Genomic DNA, 15,757 nt, shown 5'->3' with positions numbered 1-15,757 from the left:
TGCTGAAATCAAAACCGACATTCTCGCCGTCGCTGCGGAATCGCAGGATGGCTGCAACGGGAGGAACGCCTATTTCCAAGGTCGAAGGTAACACACAGGGACTCAAATCCAGTCAGCTCAAGCGACTTGAACGGCTCTTGAGCCGCCGTGTTCCGCCCCGCGACATCATTACCCCGGAACTAGCGCGGCAGATGACGGAGCTTTCCGCCGAAATCCGGCGACAAGTCGGGGTTTTGATTAGTCGGTCGGGCGAAGTGGCGCATGTCGTCGTCGGCGACGCCGGCGGCATCGTCATTCCCGACCTCAAACGTGTGCGCAGTGGGCAGGGACGTTTTCGCGGGCTACGCTGCTTGCATACTCAGCTTTCCGGCGACGGACTCACCCGCGACGACCTCAACGACCTCGCCCTGCTACGCCTCGACTTAATGGGCGTCATCAGCGTGGAGGATGACGGGCTGCCGGGTTGGCTTCACGCCGCACATCTTCTCCCTGCCTCCGCCGCTACTGACCCAAGCGGTGAACCTTGGGCGTATCTGGACAAGGTTCATCCCAGTCGGCTGCGTGTGGACTTCCTCGAACTCATTGAAAACCTTGAGGCCGAGTTCGCCCGCACCCGTAAACTCCGGGATGCACGTGACCTTCGTGATCGCGCTATGCTGGTCGTTGTAACAACCGGCCCGCTCGCCGACGCGGAAGCCGCCATGGACGAACTGGTTGAATTGGCTGAGTCCTGCGACCTTGTCGTGGTGGACAAGCTGATTCAGCGCCGCCGGGAACTCGATCCGAAAACGCTGCTCGGCAAAGGGAAGCTCCAAGAAGTCATCATTCGGAGTCTTCAGCATGCGGCGGACGTCCTGTTGTTTGATCGGGACCTGTCACCAACGCAGGTGCGCACCATTGAGGCGGCGACGGACCTGAAGATTCTTGACCGGACGCAGCTCATCCTTGACATCTTCGCCCAGCGCGCCCGTAGTCGTGAAGGCAAGGTGCAGGTCGAACTGGCGCAGCTCAAATACCTTTTACCGCGTCTTACCGGACGCGGCGCCGACATGTCACGGCTTGCCGGCGGCATTGGCGCGCGCGGCCCTGGCGAAACCAAGCTCGAAGTAGATCGGCGGCGTGCGCGTGACCGCATTGCCGATTTGGAAAAACTCATCGCCGCCCTCCGCAGCCAACGTCGGCTGCGCCGGGCGCAGCGCGAGCGGCGACAAATGCCCGTCGTTTCCATTGTGGGCTACACGAACGCTGGGAAATCCACGCTTCTCAATGCGTTGACCTCAAGTGAGGTCACGGCGGAACGCCGGATGTTTGCCACGCTTGACCCAACCAGTCGGCGGCTGCGACTGCCGCGCGACCGTGACATCATCATCAATGACACTGTCGGCTTCATCCGCGACCTGCCGCCGACGCTGCTGGCCGCCTTCAAAGCGACGCTAGAAGAAATCGAAACCTCTGACCTTCTGATTCATCTGGTGGACATCGCTGCCCCCGACTACGACCGTCGCATCGCAGTAGTCGAGGAGATTTTGGCGCAACTGGGGCTGTCCCACCTCCCGCGCCAACTTGTTTTCAATAAAGTGGACCTGCTCCCGCCCGACCAAGTTCAGACGCTCTGCGCTCGCTACCGGGCCATTCCGATTGCCGCCCGCGATCAGACAACCTTTGCGCCGCTGCTTCAATCCATAGACGCGATGCTTTTCGCTGAACAGCCGGGAACTCCCGCCGACGACCCACCGTCTTCTTGCTCTTGGCGGCCGGCATTCGGTGTCGAGGCTGTGGCTCTCCCCTAACCGGGCCTGCCGGTGACGCTGCAAAGTTTTGAATCGCAACCTTGTGTGAAGCGTTGCTTTTGAAATGGCTTTCCTTGATTGCAACCCCGGTTTGGTTATGATGCGCGACCTGTTCGGCGCTTCTCGGTATCGTTTACTGGTTTGAACCTGTTACCCGTGCTCCGTTTCATGCTCTGGCCCTTCACATCCTTGGCTGGTTGCATCTGTCGCCGGTGGGCCGCGCCGTTTTGGACGGCTCTGCTGCTGTGGAGCTTCGGCGGCGCTGCGCCTGTCTCAGCGCAAACTGGCGGTGACATCAGCGCCGCCGCCAGCCAGGACCCCCTCCAGCAACAACTCATTGAAGACGTTCAGTTTCGCGGCAACCGGCGCATCCCGACCGACACGCTGCGCCTGTACGTGACCATGAAGCCGGGCGACCTCTACAGCGCGGAGCAGGCCCAACGCGACTACCAAGCCGTTCTAGCACAAGGGTTTTTCGACCCCTTGCGTAGTAACGTTACGTTGGAGCCAGGCAACACCGGCGGCGTTATTGTCGTGTTCAACCTGACCGAATACCCAATTGTGCGGGACATCATCTACGAAGGCCTGAAATCTATTCAGGTCAGTGACGTGCTGACGCGCTTCAAGGAAAAGCGCATCTCAATCACCAAGGACTCGCCCTATGATCCGGTACAGGTCAAGCGCGCCGAGAGTGAACTCAAAACTATGCTTAGTGAGCGCGGCCGCCCCAACGCCGTCGTCACGGCTGAAATCGAGGATGTGTCAAAAACCTCTGTGGTGATCATCTTCAATGTGGATGAAGGCAATCGGGTGCGGGTCGCCAAAATCGAGTTTGAGGGCAATCAAGTCTTCTCCAGTCGGACGCTGCGGAAGCAGATGAAGTACACCAAGCCGTCGAGCTTTCTGACGCGCTTCACCTCGAAGGATGTGTATTCGCCGGAGAAGTTTGAAACCGACTTGCAGCTAGTAGCGCAGTTTCTGCGCGAAAAGGGCTACCTGCGTCCGACCATCGGGAAGCCGCGTATTGAGAACATCGGCAAGGTTGGCAGCGGCATTCCGCTGATTGGTCGGAAGGCTGAAGGCCTGCGGATTGTCGTCCCAATTGACGAAGGCATCCGCTACCGTTTCGGCGAGATCACAACGGAAGGCTCAACGATTTTCACGCCGGAACAAGTTTTGCTCATCTGCGGTATGCGTAAGGGTGACATCGCCAGCGCCAAGACCATTCGCGAAGGTGTTTACGAACGGCTCAAAAAAGCCTACGGTAGCCGTGGCTACATTCAGGCGGAGGTCAACGTCCAACCGACGTTTAAGCCGCCCGCCCCAGGCGAAACAGAAGGTGTGGCAGACTTCGTGATTTCGATTGACGAAGGATCGGTTTACACCATTGAGCAGATTGAGTTTACGGGCAACAACATCACGCGCGACAAGGTGCTGCGCCGTGAACTGCTTGTCAGTGAAGGTGAGCCCTACAACCAAGAGTTGATGGAGTACTCCATCCTGCTGCTCAACCAGCTTGGTTACTTTGACGAAATTAAGAAAGAAGACATTCAAACGACGACGGACGAACGGCGTAAGACCGTCAATATCGTCATCAAGGTCAAGGAGCGTGGACGGCAGCAGATTCAGTTTTCCGGCGGCGTTTCCGGCATCGGGGGGTCGTTTATCGGCTTCACCTACACCACGAACAATCTGTTTGGCTATGGGCAAAGCGTCGCCGTTGATGTTCAGGCTGGCAATCTCTTCCGCAACATCGCCTTGTCCTACAGCGATCCGTATTTCCTCGACCGGCGCATCGGCTTCGGCGTTTCGGTGTTTAGTCAACGCTTCCGTTATGCGAGCGGGATCAGCAGCGCGGCTATTGCCAGTGGCTTTTTCAACAGTTTCACTGGACTTGATGAGCGTAACCTGTTTACCCAAGACACAACCGGCGCGTCGCTGTCGTTTTCCGCGCCGCTGGCGGTGCTGACGAGCCGCTTTCCCAAGCTTGGCCGTGTATCCCGGATCGGGATCGCGTACAACTACAGCACCTCGCGGATCATTGACCCGCCCGTCAACCGGGACAATGACCCCAACAACGACATCATCGTAACTTTTGCCCAACCGGGCATCACCATCAGTTCACTGACGCCCTCGTTTGTGTACAACACGGTCAACAATCCGATTAATCCAACAAGCGGGCGTAATCTGACGTTGAGTCTGACGTGGTCGGGGCTGGGCGGACGAGTGAAAAACCTCGCGCCGCTGCTGGAGTACCGCGAGTTTCGTCCATTTCGCTTCCTTGGTCAGGGCATTGAGAAACCGGCAGTGTTCGGCATGCGGTTTCGCGCCGCGCACGTCAGTGCCTATGGGACGCCCTTCGACAGCAACTCACTTGCCTTCATCGGCGGCGTCCCCCAGTTCAACCGGTTTTACACGGGCGGCGAATTCGAGATTCGCGGCTATGGGATTCGCACCATCTCGCCGGTCGCGCCGATTGAAGACCGGCGGACGACAACCAACGTCCGGGTGGTGGACGCGCTAACTGGACAAGTGTTGCAACCGGGCTTGCAGGTCAGTCCAACGGTCATTCAGGAGTACACCTATACGGACAAGCTTTTCCCGCTGCCGCCGGGGTCGTTTCAGTTCATTCCGGTCGGCGGCGACTCACAGTTGCTTCTGAACATGGAGTACCGCATTCCGTTGGTCGGACCGCTTGCCGTGGCGCTGTTTGCCGACGCCGGTTCGGTGTTTAACATTCGTTCGCTGCGCGATCAGAGTGTCCGCGCGCGGGCGCTGCCGGCGACGCTAGGTTCAACGCCTGACTCGCCTGTGCCGGGACCGATTATTCTTCGTCCTGACGGGACGCGCCTAGACGGCACGCGCCCAGACGATCCAAATCCCAACGGGCCGCTGCCGGATGGGTTCCGCGTTGCGTTCGTCCAAGCCCTGCAGGCCACCCGCACACAGATTAGTCTCAGTCGGACGTTGGGCGGGATTGGGCGCAACTTTCGCGCCTCGGTCGGCGCGGAGCTGCAAGTCAACCTACCGGTGCTTCAAGTACCGTTCCGGCTGATTTTCGCGTACAACCCTGGCGCCAAAACCAATGTCTTTGATCCGCGCCAGCTTGGCATTGTTGAAGAACGCGGCGTCATTCGTTTCACCATTGGGCGGACATTCTAACCGTCCAGCGGCTTTTCGTGCGGCGCCGCTCGTATGCAGCGCCGTTTTATTGAGGTTGGTCAACTGCTATGCCCTTATTGACATACTGTGCGCTAGGTCTTTTGAGTCTGGCGGGCGGCGATTCGCCGTCCGCGCCGACCGTCGCCGCCGTGCCGACGACGCAGCAGCCCACCGCTGGACAGGCCGTCGGGCCGCGGATTGCCGTGGTCAACACGCAGGCCTTCGGCGAACTCATCAACGAATACCGCCAGCAGGTGGCGACCCTGCAGACGGAATTTCGCCCAACAGTTGAGGCTCTGCAGCGCCTGAGTACAGAGATTCAGGCTGAGGAAGATGCGCTTCGGCGGTTAGCCGACCAACTCTCCCCCGATGTTCGCCTCAAGCGCACCGATGAACTCGAACGCAAGAAGAAAGACCTGAAGCGCCGGCAGGAAGACCTCAATGAAGCTGCCGAGAAACGCGCTGCTATCCTGCTCAACCCTGTGCGCGAAAAAATTACCAAGGCGCTGGAAGCGTATGCTAAGGAACGCGGCATCCTCATCCTGCTCGATGTCGCTACGGCGGCTGAAGCGGGAGGGGTTGTGTACCTTGCGCCCGGCATGGACATTACTGAAGACTTTGCGGCTCGGTATAATCAGGCGAACCCGGCGGGGACGTCCCGCTGAGGTGCTCAATCGCATGCGCCCATAGCTCAGTTGGATAGAGCAACTGCCTTCTAAGCAGTAGGTCGTAGGTTCGAATCCTACTGGGCGCACTACCTTACCAGTTCTGCTGTAGCTGGCGCAGTCCGCAGGGTCTTTTCCCGGACATCCCACGCCTTCTGTTGTCTCCGCACTATGCTGCGTCCACCGTCTGTTGTCGCCTTGGGTTTTCTGTTGTTCTTTGTCTGGCCGGCGCAATATGCGGCGGAAACACCACACGCCGTACCTATGTTGGCGGAGCAGCCGCTGGCGGATTTCAAAGCTCGGCGAGAGCAACTCCGGCGACGACTGGCGGACGGTGTTGTTCTCGTTCCGGGTCGCCTTGAAGAGGCGCTCGGCGTTAATGAGAAATTTTTCCAAGACGACAATTTTTTCTACCTAACTGGCGTGGAAGCGCCCGGCGCAACATTGTTGTTGACGCCAACGCCGTACCAAGGCGTCCACGAAATCCTGTTTCTGCCGCGACGCGATCCGCAAAAGGAACGTTGGACGGGGCCACAACCAGGACCTGACCAGGACGCCGAGCGGCGGTTCGGCGTTGAGAGAGCCTTGCCGTCCGATACGTTGGCGCAAGTGTTGCAGGAACTGCGTTTGTCCGGTGCGTTCAAAGACGGTGGCCAAATTCATCTTATCGCTGACCCGGAGGACGTGCAGGAGCGCGCCGTCCGGCAACTGGTCGAGTTGCTGCGCCGTGAGTTGCCGACCGTACCCATCAACGACGCCCGCTCGGCGGTCAACCTCATGCGGATGTGCAAGACTCCGGCGGAAATCGCGTTGCTTAAAAAAGCGGTGCGCATCACGAGCGAGGCTTTTCGGGACGTTTTCAAGCACCTGAGGGTAGGATGCTACGAGTATGAGCTTGAAGCCGTGGTGTTGGCGGCTTTCTACCGCAATGGGGCGGAGCGTCCGGGCTACCCCTGCATCATCGGCGGCGGCCAAAACGCCACCATCCTGCACTACAACCGCAATCGCGACCGGATTGAGGACGGCGATCTGGTGGTAGTGGATGTCGGGGCTAAGTATCGCGGCTACACGGCTGACATCACTCGCACCTTCCCAGCCAACGGCAAGTTCACGCCCCGGCAGCGCGCCATCTATGAAGTCGTCCTTGCAGCGCAGGAAGCGGCGGTTAAGGCGTTTGCGCCGGGCAAGAGCCGAATGAGCGACCTGACGCTAGCGGCGCGCGCTGCCATGCGCGCCAGTCCGTTACGCGCCGGTGATCAACTCACGTTGGATAACTTTTTCATCCACGGTCTTGGTCATTTCATCGGGCTACATGTCCACGACGTAGGCGATTATGCGCGCCCACTGCCGCCTGGTAGCGTCATCACCATTGAGCCGGGAATTTATATTCCGGCGGAACGGATCGGGATTCGGATTGAGGACGACTATCTTGTGACAGAAACTGGGCTGGTCAAACTCTCCGCTGACATCCCTTCCCGCCCGGAAGCCATTGAACAAGCCCTGCAGCAGGCGCGGCGCGCAGCCGGTAGGCTAAATTCAGCCAAGGATTGAGTTGGCCGGCCACCGGCGGTCGTAGCGGACACTGATGTACTGCCCCGGCCAGTAATGACTCGCTGCCTGCGGGGTTTCAATCACGTCAAGGGATTCATACTCAACGTTGGCCACTTCGTAGCGATACCGGATTAAGACACCGCAGCCCGCCCCAATCGGACTGATTTCCAGGACTTCGCCTTCAATGATGCGGCCCACTTCCCGCAATCGGCGGCGACGAATAAGATCGGGGTCTTCCTTACCGAGCAGGCGTCGCCACCAAGTCCGCAGGCCGCCGGTTATCTTCCGAGGACGCGCTTCCATCACCAGAGCTTCGGGCTTTCCCTAGGAAAAATGTTACTTGTCCGTCGCGCGGGGCGGCGGGATAAAGACGCCGTCCTGGAGGATAAGATCGTCCGCCGTCCCAAACTCGCCGTCTTCGCCGGCTGAGACGATGCGGTACTGGGTCAGCACTGGCGTCGCCGATGGATTCGCCGCCGCCAGCTCACCTGTCGGCTGGTAGCGCAACGCCTTTCCCCACTTATCGTTAACAGGGCCGGAGAGCAGACCGGCGGTGCGCAACTCGTCAAGTTGTGGCGAGGGCAGCGCATGGCGTTGCCTTCGGTAGGCCTGAATGGCAAGGGCAAGCTCTAGCATCCGGGCGCGACTGATCGCGCGCGCGCTTTCCTGCCGGCCGACATACCAGGCATGCGCGCGGTAAGCGCCAAACAGCAGCAAGCCCGGCAATGTCAGGCCGGAAAGAATGACAGCAACCCGCGCTAAACGCAGCCCGCCAAACTGTGCCGGTTCGCGTTGGGCGCGACGGTACGCCGTCCAACCGGCGTAGGCCCCCAGTCCAGCTAACGGCAGCAACCACGGCGTCAAAAAACCGCCCAAGCCAACAACGGCGCAAACTAACCCTGTGACGGCCCATCCAACACGCGGCAGTTCGACAATCGCGTCGGTTTGCGGCGCAGCGACAGCCCGCGCACCACAAAGGCAGCCCTGCCGCAAGTCTTGCTGTTCTCGTCCACAGCACGGACACAACATCGTTACCCAGTCCTCCTCGCCTTGGCGCTACGTCGCTCGATACCAAGGCGCCGCCTGTCCTTTTGGCAAGGCGGGTTCCCAAGCAGCGTCAGGTGACTGGGGCGCAGCACCCCTGACGACCAACTCGGACTCACCAGCCATATCCAGTCGCTGCGCTTCGAGATAGGTGTGGTACATCCGGTGCACAACCGTCCAGTGTGAGAGAACGGCCAACACCCACAAAACGGCGCGCATTTTGTGCAGGAACGGATTGTCCTCCGGGCCGATTTCCGTCAGTGAGCCGATAATGATGAGCACCACCCGCTCCGGTCGCTCCAAAAAGCCAACTTTGCACTGGTGAATCAGATTTTCCGCCCGCGCGCGGGTATAACTGACCAGCACGGAACCCAGCAGCGCAACCCCGGCTAACGTGACATACAAGGTGCTGTGGTAGGGGGTATTCCGCGCGTAGAACACCATAATCCCAATCAACACAATGACATCGGAGTAACGATCCATGACCGAGTCGAAGAAGCCGCCGAAGCGGGTCACACGTCCGGTCAGCCGAGCGACGCGCCCATCGAGCATGTCGAAGAGGTTGGCGACAATCATCACCAGTCCGGCGATGAAAAAATGCCCCCAGCCGTAGAGCACGGCGCACCCGATATTGATGAGCAGCCCGATGAAGGTCAGCGTGTTGGGGTTGGGAAAAATGCGGGCAAGGTAGCGAACCAGCGTATCCAGAACCTTAGCGCCGGCGTTGCCAATACGCTCACTGAGCATGAAGCCGCTGGAACCCTTTCTCTCGCCGGGGCAAACGGTCTTTGCCCGTAAGTGACTGAAAATTGCAGTACAGCCTATGTTGCGTCGCCGGGCGATGTCAAGAAACGACGCAGCGCCGCGTTCCATGAGGAGCGGGTCAGAGGACAGGGTCGCGCAGCATGGCCGTCAGCCGGGTGTAGCGCTGTTCAGCTTCAATCCGACGCAGCGCCAACCCGATGGCGCGCGTTGTTCCTAGCAATACAGCCGTTTGCTTGGCGCGTGTCAGCGCCGTGTAAACTAGATTTCGACTCAGCACCGGGAACGCCTGCGTGTGTAGCACAATGACCACGGCTGGATACTCCGATCCCTGACTTTTGTGGACGGACAGAGCAAAAGCGTGCGCCAGTTCAGCAGCGTCCGCCCAGTCGTAATCTACTTCCCGTCCGCCGTAATCTACCGTCAAGGACTGCTCCTCAAGATCAATCCTGACAATTCGCCCGATGTCACCGTTGAAGACTTCGCGCGTGTAGTTGTTGACGCGCTGCACAACCTTGTCGCCGACTCGGAAGATTCGTCCCAACCGCTCGACCTCCGGCCGCCCAGCCTGCGGCGGATTGAGCACGGCCTGCAAGCGCCGATTGAGTTCCCCGGCCCCCAATTCGCCACGATTCATCGGCGTCAGCACTTGGATGTCGTCAACTGGATCATAACCAAAGCGCTTAGGGAGGCTGCGCGCCACAATGTTGGCGAGACGCCGGTGAATGTCCTCCGGCGTCTCGGCGGCGACAAAGTAGCAGTCGGTCGTGGTTTTGCCGTCCGGCTGGATCAGCTTGGGAAACTGTCCGGCGCGGATGCGGTGAGCGTTCTGAATGATGAGACTGCCCTCCGCTTGGCGAAACACCTGCGTTAGGCGGCAAACCGGTATGACGCCGGACGCGATGATGTCGCCCAGCACTCGCCCTGGTCCCACCGAAGGCAACTGATCAACGTCGCCAACCAGCAGCAGCCGGCCGTGCGCCGGGACAGCCTTGAGCAACGCCGCCGCCAGCGGTGCGTCCAGCATCGAGGCCTCATCGACAATCACAGCGTCAGTATCCAGCGGATAATCGCCGTCGTGGGTGAAACGCCCGCGTCCCGGATCGTAAGCCAGTAGCCGATGCAATGTGCGCGCCTCGCCGCCGGTGACTTCCGAAAGCCGTTGGGCGGCGCGTCCAGTCGGCGCCGCCAAGTCAACCCGTAGACCCAACGCCCGGAACAGACTCACGACGGCGCGCAACGTCGTCGTCTTGCCGCAGCCCGGCCCGCCTGTAATGACCAATATCCGCCGGACGGCCGCCGTCAGTACAGCCTGACGTTGTTCTTCGGACAGTTGAAGCCGCTCACGCGCCATGTAGTGTTCAAGCCACCGAGCGGCTTTCTCTTCCAGATCCGCGCACGGACGCGCGCACAGCCCATGCGCCAAACGTGCAATGTGCTGCTCGGCGTAAAACAAATACGGTAGGTGGTAGCAAGTCTCCGGTGGAGCGTCCAGCGCAGCGGCGACTAATTCCTGCTCGGCGGCCAGCACGTCCGCCGTCGCTTGCACGCGCGATGCGTCCGGCAGGCCCAGCAACGACTGGACTTCAGCGACCAGCTTGGACGCCGGCAAGAAGCAATGTCCATGCTCCACGGCTTCGTGCAAAACATGGAGGCAGGCGGCGCGCAACCGGGCTTCGGCGTCAGGCGCAACGCCGAGGTTGGCGGCAATCGCATCGGCGGTCTTGAAACCGATGCCGTAGATATCGCGCGCCAGTTGGTAAGGATTTTCAACGACGGTCTGAATCGCCCGCGCGCCGTACTGCTTGTAAATCTTGGCGGCGTAGTGCGTTGAGACGCCATGCGACTGCAAAAACAGCATGACATCTTTGACGGCGCGCTGCGCTTCCCAAGCGCGCGCAATCATCGCCATGCGCTTAGCGCCGATGCCGGGCACCTCGCTCAACCGTTGAATGTCCGTTTCAAGGATGTCTAGGGTCGCTTCTCTAAAGTGGGCGACAATCCGCCGGGCAGTGACGGGGCCGATGCCCTTGATGAGGCCGGAGCCGAGGTATTTCTCAATGCCAGCGAGCGTCGCCGGTTGGCGAATCTCGTGCTGTACGGCCTTGAACTGGACGCCGTGGGTGTGATGCGTCGTCCAGAAACCTGTCAGCCGGAGCGTCACGCCCGGCGACAGCGTCGGAAAGTAGCCGACGACCGCCAAAGGCTCGCGTTCGTCTGGGACCTGTAACCGGAGTACTGTGTAGCCCGTTTCCGCATTGGCGTACGTAATGCGCTCAACCGTTCCAACAAGCGTCGTTGGGACGGCCGGCCGACCGGTCATGGAAGTTCCACCCACACCTCGTCATTCTCGATGGTCGTTGGAAACACGGTCAGCGTTTTCGGGGCAAGCGGATTACTGGTGCATGCGCCGGTCGTCACATCAAACGACCAGTGATGCCATGGGCAGGTCACTTCCGTCCCAATGAGGACGCCGTCGCTCAGGGATGCGCCCATGTGCGGGCAGGCGTTCTCACTGGCGTAGAACATCCCGTTGCAGTTGTAAATGACTAACTTCCGCTGTTCCGTTGAAGCAAGACGCATTTGCCCCGGTGGTATGTCGGACAAGGCGGCGACTCTGACACGCGGCATGGCTTTTTTCACGACAAAAAAGTCCCGGCTGACCGAGACTAGAACATAACGTTACTCGCGAGTCTAGCAGTGACGCCAAAGCTGAGCCAGCCTTCAGCGCTGTCAAGGACGGCTAGGGGGTACATGCGGCGTCTGGGCAGATTCGATCTGGTGGAAGTCCCTGATAAAAGATGAAGATTAGCCGGCGATCTGTAGGGATTGCCTGTCCCATGCCGTAATCGGCCCAAAGCGACGCATTGTTAGTAATGTTGCCGTCTGCCGGAGCGCCGCGCAGGCCGCAGTAACACAGGCCAACGTAACGCGCTCCCGGTACAAGTGGACTAGGGTGTACCTGGTAGTCAATTGCCCACGTCGGTTGTTGGGCGGGGTTAGCAAAGCCGACCCAAGGCATCCCGGAGTCCCGCTCCCACTTGGCCGCATCACCACCCGGCGCTTCATAGAAGATGCCGTCCCTTGGATAGCGTCCGCGATTGGCTTGCGCAAACACCTCCAAAGATGACCCGATGGCGCGCGCTGTGGATTGAAACCACCCACGGCGGGCGGCGTCGCGTGCGATAATCAGATTAGGAACGGCGATTGCCGCAATAATGCCTAGTATAGCCACAACGATGATGAGTTCAATCAGCGTGAAACCTCGCTGGGGACCCCACAACGCCCGACGGCGCGGCCTAAGTAAGAGCCTGTTTGACATACTTGACCTTTCCCTTCAAAGCACCTGCCCAGGCACGATGATCGTCGCCTGGGTTTGGGTTCAAAGTTGCTCTATTGAACCGTCCTAGCGCACTGGTGCGTACCGCAAAACCGGCTCCACACTACCAAGACGGACGGGTGGACAGTTGTCAAATCCTGCGGAAGAGAACGTAAAGCTTTGCAAGAGATGGTTTTGGCTTACCTGTGCGCCGGTGAGCCAGAATCCGAAGTGCAGATGGAATTCAGCATCATTCCAGACGACTGACGGATTTTTGTTACCAGATTGTGGAAAACTGACGTATTTTGTCACTGCCGCGGGTGATTGCAGTCCCTCGCCGCCGCTATGTTGCGTGTTGGCTTGAAGACCCGTTATGAGATGTCCGCGCTGTTTTTATGAAGTCCCAGTGGACGCCGACCAGTGTCCTAGGTGCAAGTTAGCGACGCCGAAGATTCAGCAGGCTGGCGTGAGCACCGGCATCGCCGGCAAGTACGCAGCGCCGCAAGCCAAAAAGAAGATTGCGCCCGGCAAAACTGGCAAACTCACCCGTGCTCAGACCAAACCTGAACTCAAGCTCTCCAAGTGGCAGTTAGTCGCCATCTTTGGCGGCGTTCTCGTGCTGTCTGGCGCGCTCGGCTATGGCATCAGCGAGTATAGATTTTGGAACGCCCCGCCGCCAACCGTCGAACTGGGCGCGCTGCATCTAGTGGAGCGGGCCAAAGCCAAGCAGGGTGGAACAATCGGCGAGGCGCTCACCGCCTACCTCGTGGAGTTGGTGGAGAGCAAGAAGGTCGATCAGGCGGAGGGCTGGCGCGTTGAGTGCCAAGGGTCAAAATGTAAGGTGACGTACACGGTCAAACTCATTGGTCAAGAACCACAGACGGCTGTGTGGGAGGTGGATGTCGCCGCCAAAACTGTGTCGCCCCAAAACAGCTGGGCAATGGAACTCACGAAGTAACCACTATGTCCTCAACACCAAATCGTGCGCAAACGTATACGAGGGACGGTGAACCCTCCGAGCCGGAGCGCGTTTTGCTCTACGACGGCGTTTGCGGCTTTTGCAACTGGACGGTGCGGTTCATCATTGCCCAAGACAGGCGCGGAACCATGCGCTTCGCCCCTCTTCAAGGGGAGTACGGCGCAGCGGTCGTTGCGCGCCATCCATGGCTAGCGACCGTGGATTCCGTCGTCTTGGTTGAAACTGCGTCCGACGGCACAGAGCAGGTCTTCGTTCGTTCAACGGCGGCGCTTCGTGTGGCTGAGTACCTTGGCGGCTGGTGGCGGCTGCTGACCGTCGCCTACGCCCTGCCCACTGCCCTACGCGATTGGCTCTATGATCTTTTCGCCGCTTGGCGCTACCAGCTGTTTGGGAAGTACGACACGTGCCTGACGCCGTCGCCGGACATCCGCATGCGCTTTTTGTGATGCGCTTCTTGTCGTGAGCTGTCACCGTGATTTGTATGCCGATTGCCGCTGCGACCGCCGACGCCCTTTTCGCTGCTCTTGCGTCGGCTGTCGTCGCCGACGCCGACTGGCTGGAGTTGCGCTTGGATGCGCTTCAGATGACGCCGCCGGCCGAAGTGAGTAACATCCTGCGTCAAGCCCTGACCAAACGGACGAAACCGGTGGTCGTCACATTTCGTCCCCGCGAACAGGGCGGTTTTCGGGAACTGACCCGCGATGAACGGCTGGCGTTCTGGCGTGACGCCCTGCAGACCGAGGCTGAAGCCTTTGACGTTGAATTAGACCTTGTTGCGCCTCTGCTTGCCGCCTACTCACCCGATCAGCCCGTCTGGTCGCGCATCATCATCTCACAGCACGACTTTCACGAAACGCCGCCGGATGTCGGCGGCTTTGCTGCAACCTGCTTTCCGCCATACGCTGGAGCCGCCAAGCTGGCGACTACGGTCAACCGACCGGATGACGTGGCGCGACTCTTTCACTGGCTGCAAACACCCCAACCGCCAACGCGGAAAATTGCCGTCGGGATGGGCGGCTACGGCGTTTTCACCCGGATTCTCGGTCCAGCCTATGGCGCACGTTGGACATACGCCGCCGCACACGACGGACGCGCCATTGCGCCCGGACAACTGCCCGCCGCCGAACTGCGCCGGACGTTCCGCGTCCCTGAACTCAACCGCGAAACCATCGTCACTGGCCTGATCGGCGCGCCCATCGCGCATTCACTTTCTAAGGACCTGCACAACGCCGCCTTCACCCATCTGGGCTTGAACTGGGTGTACATCCCCGTTGAGGTGTCGCCGGATGATCTGGGGATGTTCGTGCGAGACTTTGTTCATCCACGCACGCGACGGACGCCTTGGTCGGTCGGCGGCTACAGCGTGACCTTGCCCCATAAGACAGCTGTCATCCCGTACCTCGACCACCTGACACCGACAGCGGCGCGCGTCGGAGCCGTCAACACCCTCTTGACACAGGGTACGGAACTCATCGGCGACAATACGGACGTCGTTGGCGCAATGCGTCCTCTTACGGAACGCTTCACGGTGTCCGGTCGGCCGGTCGCTGTCATAGGCGCGGGCGGCGCAGCGCACGCCGTCGTCTGCGGACTGGTTGAAGCCGGCGCGCAGGTCACGGTTTTCGCCCGTTGTCCAGCACGCGCCCAGGCGCTTGGCGCACGCTTCGGCGTACCGGTGGAGCCGTTGGAGCGGTTTTGCGGCGCCGGGTTTACTGGCCTCATCAATACAACGCCTGTCGGCATGGCAGGCTACGCCGAAACCGCTTGTCCAGTTGCGCCGGAAAAGCTCGACGGCTTGGCGTGGGCTTACGACTTGGTGTACCGCCCACGTCGAACGCCTTTGCTCCAAGCCGCCGCTGACCGGGGGATTGCCGTCTTGGATGGGCTGCCGATGCTCGTTGCTCAGGCGGCGGAACAGTTCACCCGCTGGACGGGACAAACTGCGCCGGTGTCGGTCATGCAGGCGGCCGCCGAGCGCGCCCTGGCTATATCTCCAACAGGGACTTGACCATCTTCAGGGCGTCGTCTCCATCAGGGTAGTAGCCGGGTAGGCGTTGCGCGGCCACGTAACCTGCCGTGGCGTACAGTCGGCAGGCGGCGACGTTTGCGGCATGAACCTCAAGATGCACAATCGTCATTCCTCGCCGCCGAAAGCCTTGTTCGGCCGTGGTCAATAAGCGCCGCGCGTGTCCCTGCCGCCGCGCTTCAGGCGCAACGCCGACTGCTACAATGTGTCCGCTGCCGAGGAGTCGGCCGCGCCCGCGGCCGGGCGTCGGGAAGCGGTCAACCAACCCGATGAGAAAACCCACCATGTGCCGGTCAGCGTCAAGCGCCTTATAGGAGACCGAATCCGGCGAGTCGAGCAAGAGGCGAAATGTGGCGAGATCGTAGGTCTCGTGCGCGGCGAAACAGCGATGGGCCAACGCCCAGCAAGCATAGGCGTCCAGCGCCGTCAGCGGGAGAACCGCCGATACGTCCGTCACGG

Annotated in this window: 14 protein-coding genes and 1 tRNA gene; 8 read left to right on the top strand and 7 right to left on the bottom strand. The window is 60.2% G+C overall.

The window, feature by feature from the left end; all coding sequences use genetic code 11:
• Window positions 1–47: 47 nt before the first annotated feature.
• The 5 genes from hflX to NZ585_13515 all read left to right on the top strand — a co-directional run bounded on the left by hflX (window position 48) and on the right by NZ585_13515 (window position 7,168).
• Window positions 48–1,790, top strand: a complete 1,743-nt coding sequence (gene hflX / locus NZ585_13535) for a GTPase HflX (protein ID MCS7081056.1) — start codon at window positions 48–50, stop codon at window positions 1,788–1,790.
• A gap of 156 nt (window positions 1,791–1,946) precedes the next feature.
• A complete protein-coding gene (bamA, locus tag NZ585_13530; GenBank protein MCS7081055.1) occupies window positions 1,947–4,952 on the top strand; it encodes an outer membrane protein assembly factor BamA in 3,006 nt (1,001 codons plus the stop codon).
• A gap of 68 nt (window positions 4,953–5,020) precedes the next feature.
• Entirely contained in the window at window positions 5,021–5,617 is a 597-nt protein-coding gene (locus NZ585_13525; protein ID MCS7081054.1) for an OmpH family outer membrane protein, read from the top strand.
• A 15-nt stretch (window positions 5,618–5,632) separates the two neighbouring features.
• Window positions 5,633–5,706: transfer RNA gene (locus NZ585_13520), tRNA-Arg, on the top strand.
• 82 nt (window positions 5,707–5,788) lie between these two features.
• Window positions 5,789–7,168 (top strand): aminopeptidase P N-terminal domain-containing protein, encoded by a 1,380-nt coding sequence (locus NZ585_13515; GenBank protein ID MCS7081053.1) that lies wholly within the window; start codon window positions 5,789–5,791, stop codon window positions 7,166–7,168.
• Here NZ585_13515 and NZ585_13510 read toward each other — a convergent pair.
• The 6 genes from NZ585_13510 to NZ585_13485 form a co-directional block, all read right to left on the bottom strand.
• Window positions 7,154–7,471: a hypothetical protein gene (locus NZ585_13510; protein ID MCS7081052.1), complete on the bottom strand. Its 318-nt coding sequence runs from the start codon at window positions 7,469–7,471 to the stop codon at window positions 7,154–7,156. The genes NZ585_13515 and NZ585_13510 overlap by 15 nt on opposite strands.
• Before the next feature lie 33 nt (window positions 7,472–7,504).
• A complete protein-coding gene (locus tag NZ585_13505; protein MCS7081051.1) occupies window positions 7,505–8,197 on the bottom strand; it encodes a hypothetical protein in 693 nt (230 codons plus the stop codon).
• Between the two features lie 27 nt (window positions 8,198–8,224).
• Complete coding sequence (locus tag NZ585_13500) at window positions 8,225–8,959, bottom strand: CDP-alcohol phosphatidyltransferase family protein (GenBank protein MCS7081050.1); 735 nt, start codon at window positions 8,957–8,959, stop codon at window positions 8,225–8,227.
• A 136-nt stretch (window positions 8,960–9,095) separates the two neighbouring features.
• Window positions 9,096–11,297: an ATP-dependent RecD-like DNA helicase gene (locus tag NZ585_13495; protein ID MCS7081049.1), complete on the bottom strand. Its 2,202-nt coding sequence runs from the start codon at window positions 11,295–11,297 to the stop codon at window positions 9,096–9,098.
• A complete protein-coding gene (locus NZ585_13490; protein ID MCS7081048.1) occupies window positions 11,294–11,605 on the bottom strand; it encodes a Rieske (2Fe-2S) protein in 312 nt (103 codons plus the stop codon). The genes NZ585_13495 and NZ585_13490 overlap by 4 nt, the downstream gene beginning before the upstream one ends.
• A 112-nt stretch (window positions 11,606–11,717) precedes the next feature.
• Window positions 11,718–12,296 (bottom strand): type II secretion system GspH family protein, encoded by a 579-nt coding sequence (locus NZ585_13485; GenBank protein ID MCS7081047.1) that lies wholly within the window; start codon window positions 12,294–12,296, stop codon window positions 11,718–11,720.
• A 370-nt stretch (window positions 12,297–12,666) separates the two neighbouring features.
• Here NZ585_13485 and NZ585_13480 point away from each other — a divergent pair, with 370 nt between their 5' ends.
• The 3 genes from NZ585_13480 to aroE are packed head-to-tail and all read left to right on the top strand — an operon-like array spanning window position 12,667 to window position 15,280.
• Complete coding sequence (locus tag NZ585_13480) at window positions 12,667–13,251, top strand: hypothetical protein (protein ID MCS7081046.1); 585 nt, start codon at window positions 12,667–12,669, stop codon at window positions 13,249–13,251.
• 5 nt (window positions 13,252–13,256) lie between these two features.
• The gene (locus NZ585_13475; GenBank protein ID MCS7081045.1) at window positions 13,257–13,718 is read left to right on the top strand and encodes a DCC1-like thiol-disulfide oxidoreductase family protein; all 462 of its coding nucleotides are present in this window, start codon (window positions 13,257–13,259) and stop codon (window positions 13,716–13,718) included.
• 35 nt (window positions 13,719–13,753) lie between these two features.
• Window positions 13,754–15,280 (top strand): shikimate dehydrogenase, encoded by a 1,527-nt coding sequence (gene aroE, locus NZ585_13470; protein MCS7081044.1) that lies wholly within the window; start codon window positions 13,754–13,756, stop codon window positions 15,278–15,280.
• Here the strand turns inward: aroE and NZ585_13465 are convergent.
• Entirely contained in the window at window positions 15,258–15,755 is a 498-nt protein-coding gene (locus NZ585_13465) for a GNAT family N-acetyltransferase (GenBank protein ID MCS7081043.1), read from the bottom strand. The two genes, aroE and NZ585_13465, sit on opposite strands and share 23 nt — an antisense overlap.
• Window positions 15,756–15,757 lie beyond the last annotated feature (2 nt).

This window comes from Chloracidobacterium sp., from assembly GCA_025057975.1.
In the GTDB taxonomy this organism is placed as follows: domain Bacteria; phylum Acidobacteriota; class Blastocatellia; order Chloracidobacteriales; family Chloracidobacteriaceae; genus Chloracidobacterium.
This window is presented reverse-complemented; position numbering and strand designations above follow the sequence as displayed.

Bases quoted from the DNA above. Each gene is read 5' to 3' on its own strand.
- hflX (MCS7081056.1), top strand. From the start codon at position 48: ATGGCTGCAACGGGAGGAACGCCTATTTCCAAGGTCGAAGGTAACACA.
- NZ585_13525 (MCS7081054.1), top strand. From the start codon at position 5,021: ATGCCCTTATTGACATACTGTGCGCTAGGTCTTTTGAGTCTGGCGGGC.
- NZ585_13515 (MCS7081053.1), top strand. From the start codon at position 5,789: ATGCTGCGTCCACCGTCTGTTGTCGCCTTGGGTTTTCTGTTGTTCTTT.
- NZ585_13510 (MCS7081052.1), bottom strand. From the start codon at position 7,471: ATGGAAGCGCGTCCTCGGAAGATAACCGGCGGCCTGCGGACTTGGTGG.
- NZ585_13505 (MCS7081051.1), bottom strand. From the start codon at position 8,197: ATGTTGTGTCCGTGCTGTGGACGAGAACAGCAAGACTTGCGGCAGGGC.
- NZ585_13500 (MCS7081050.1), bottom strand. From the start codon at position 8,959: ATGCTCAGTGAGCGTATTGGCAACGCCGGCGCTAAGGTTCTGGATACG.
- NZ585_13495 (MCS7081049.1), bottom strand. From the start codon at position 11,297: ATGACCGGTCGGCCGGCCGTCCCAACGACGCTTGTTGGAACGGTTGAG.
- NZ585_13490 (MCS7081048.1), bottom strand. From the start codon at position 11,605: ATGCCGCGTGTCAGAGTCGCCGCCTTGTCCGACATACCACCGGGGCAA.
- NZ585_13485 (MCS7081047.1), bottom strand. From the start codon at position 12,296: ATGTCAAACAGGCTCTTACTTAGGCCGCGCCGTCGGGCGTTGTGGGGT.
- NZ585_13480 (MCS7081046.1), top strand. From the start codon at position 12,667: ATGAGATGTCCGCGCTGTTTTTATGAAGTCCCAGTGGACGCCGACCAG.
- NZ585_13475 (MCS7081045.1), top strand. From the start codon at position 13,257: ATGTCCTCAACACCAAATCGTGCGCAAACGTATACGAGGGACGGTGAA.
- aroE (MCS7081044.1), top strand. From the start codon at position 13,754: ATGCCGATTGCCGCTGCGACCGCCGACGCCCTTTTCGCTGCTCTTGCG.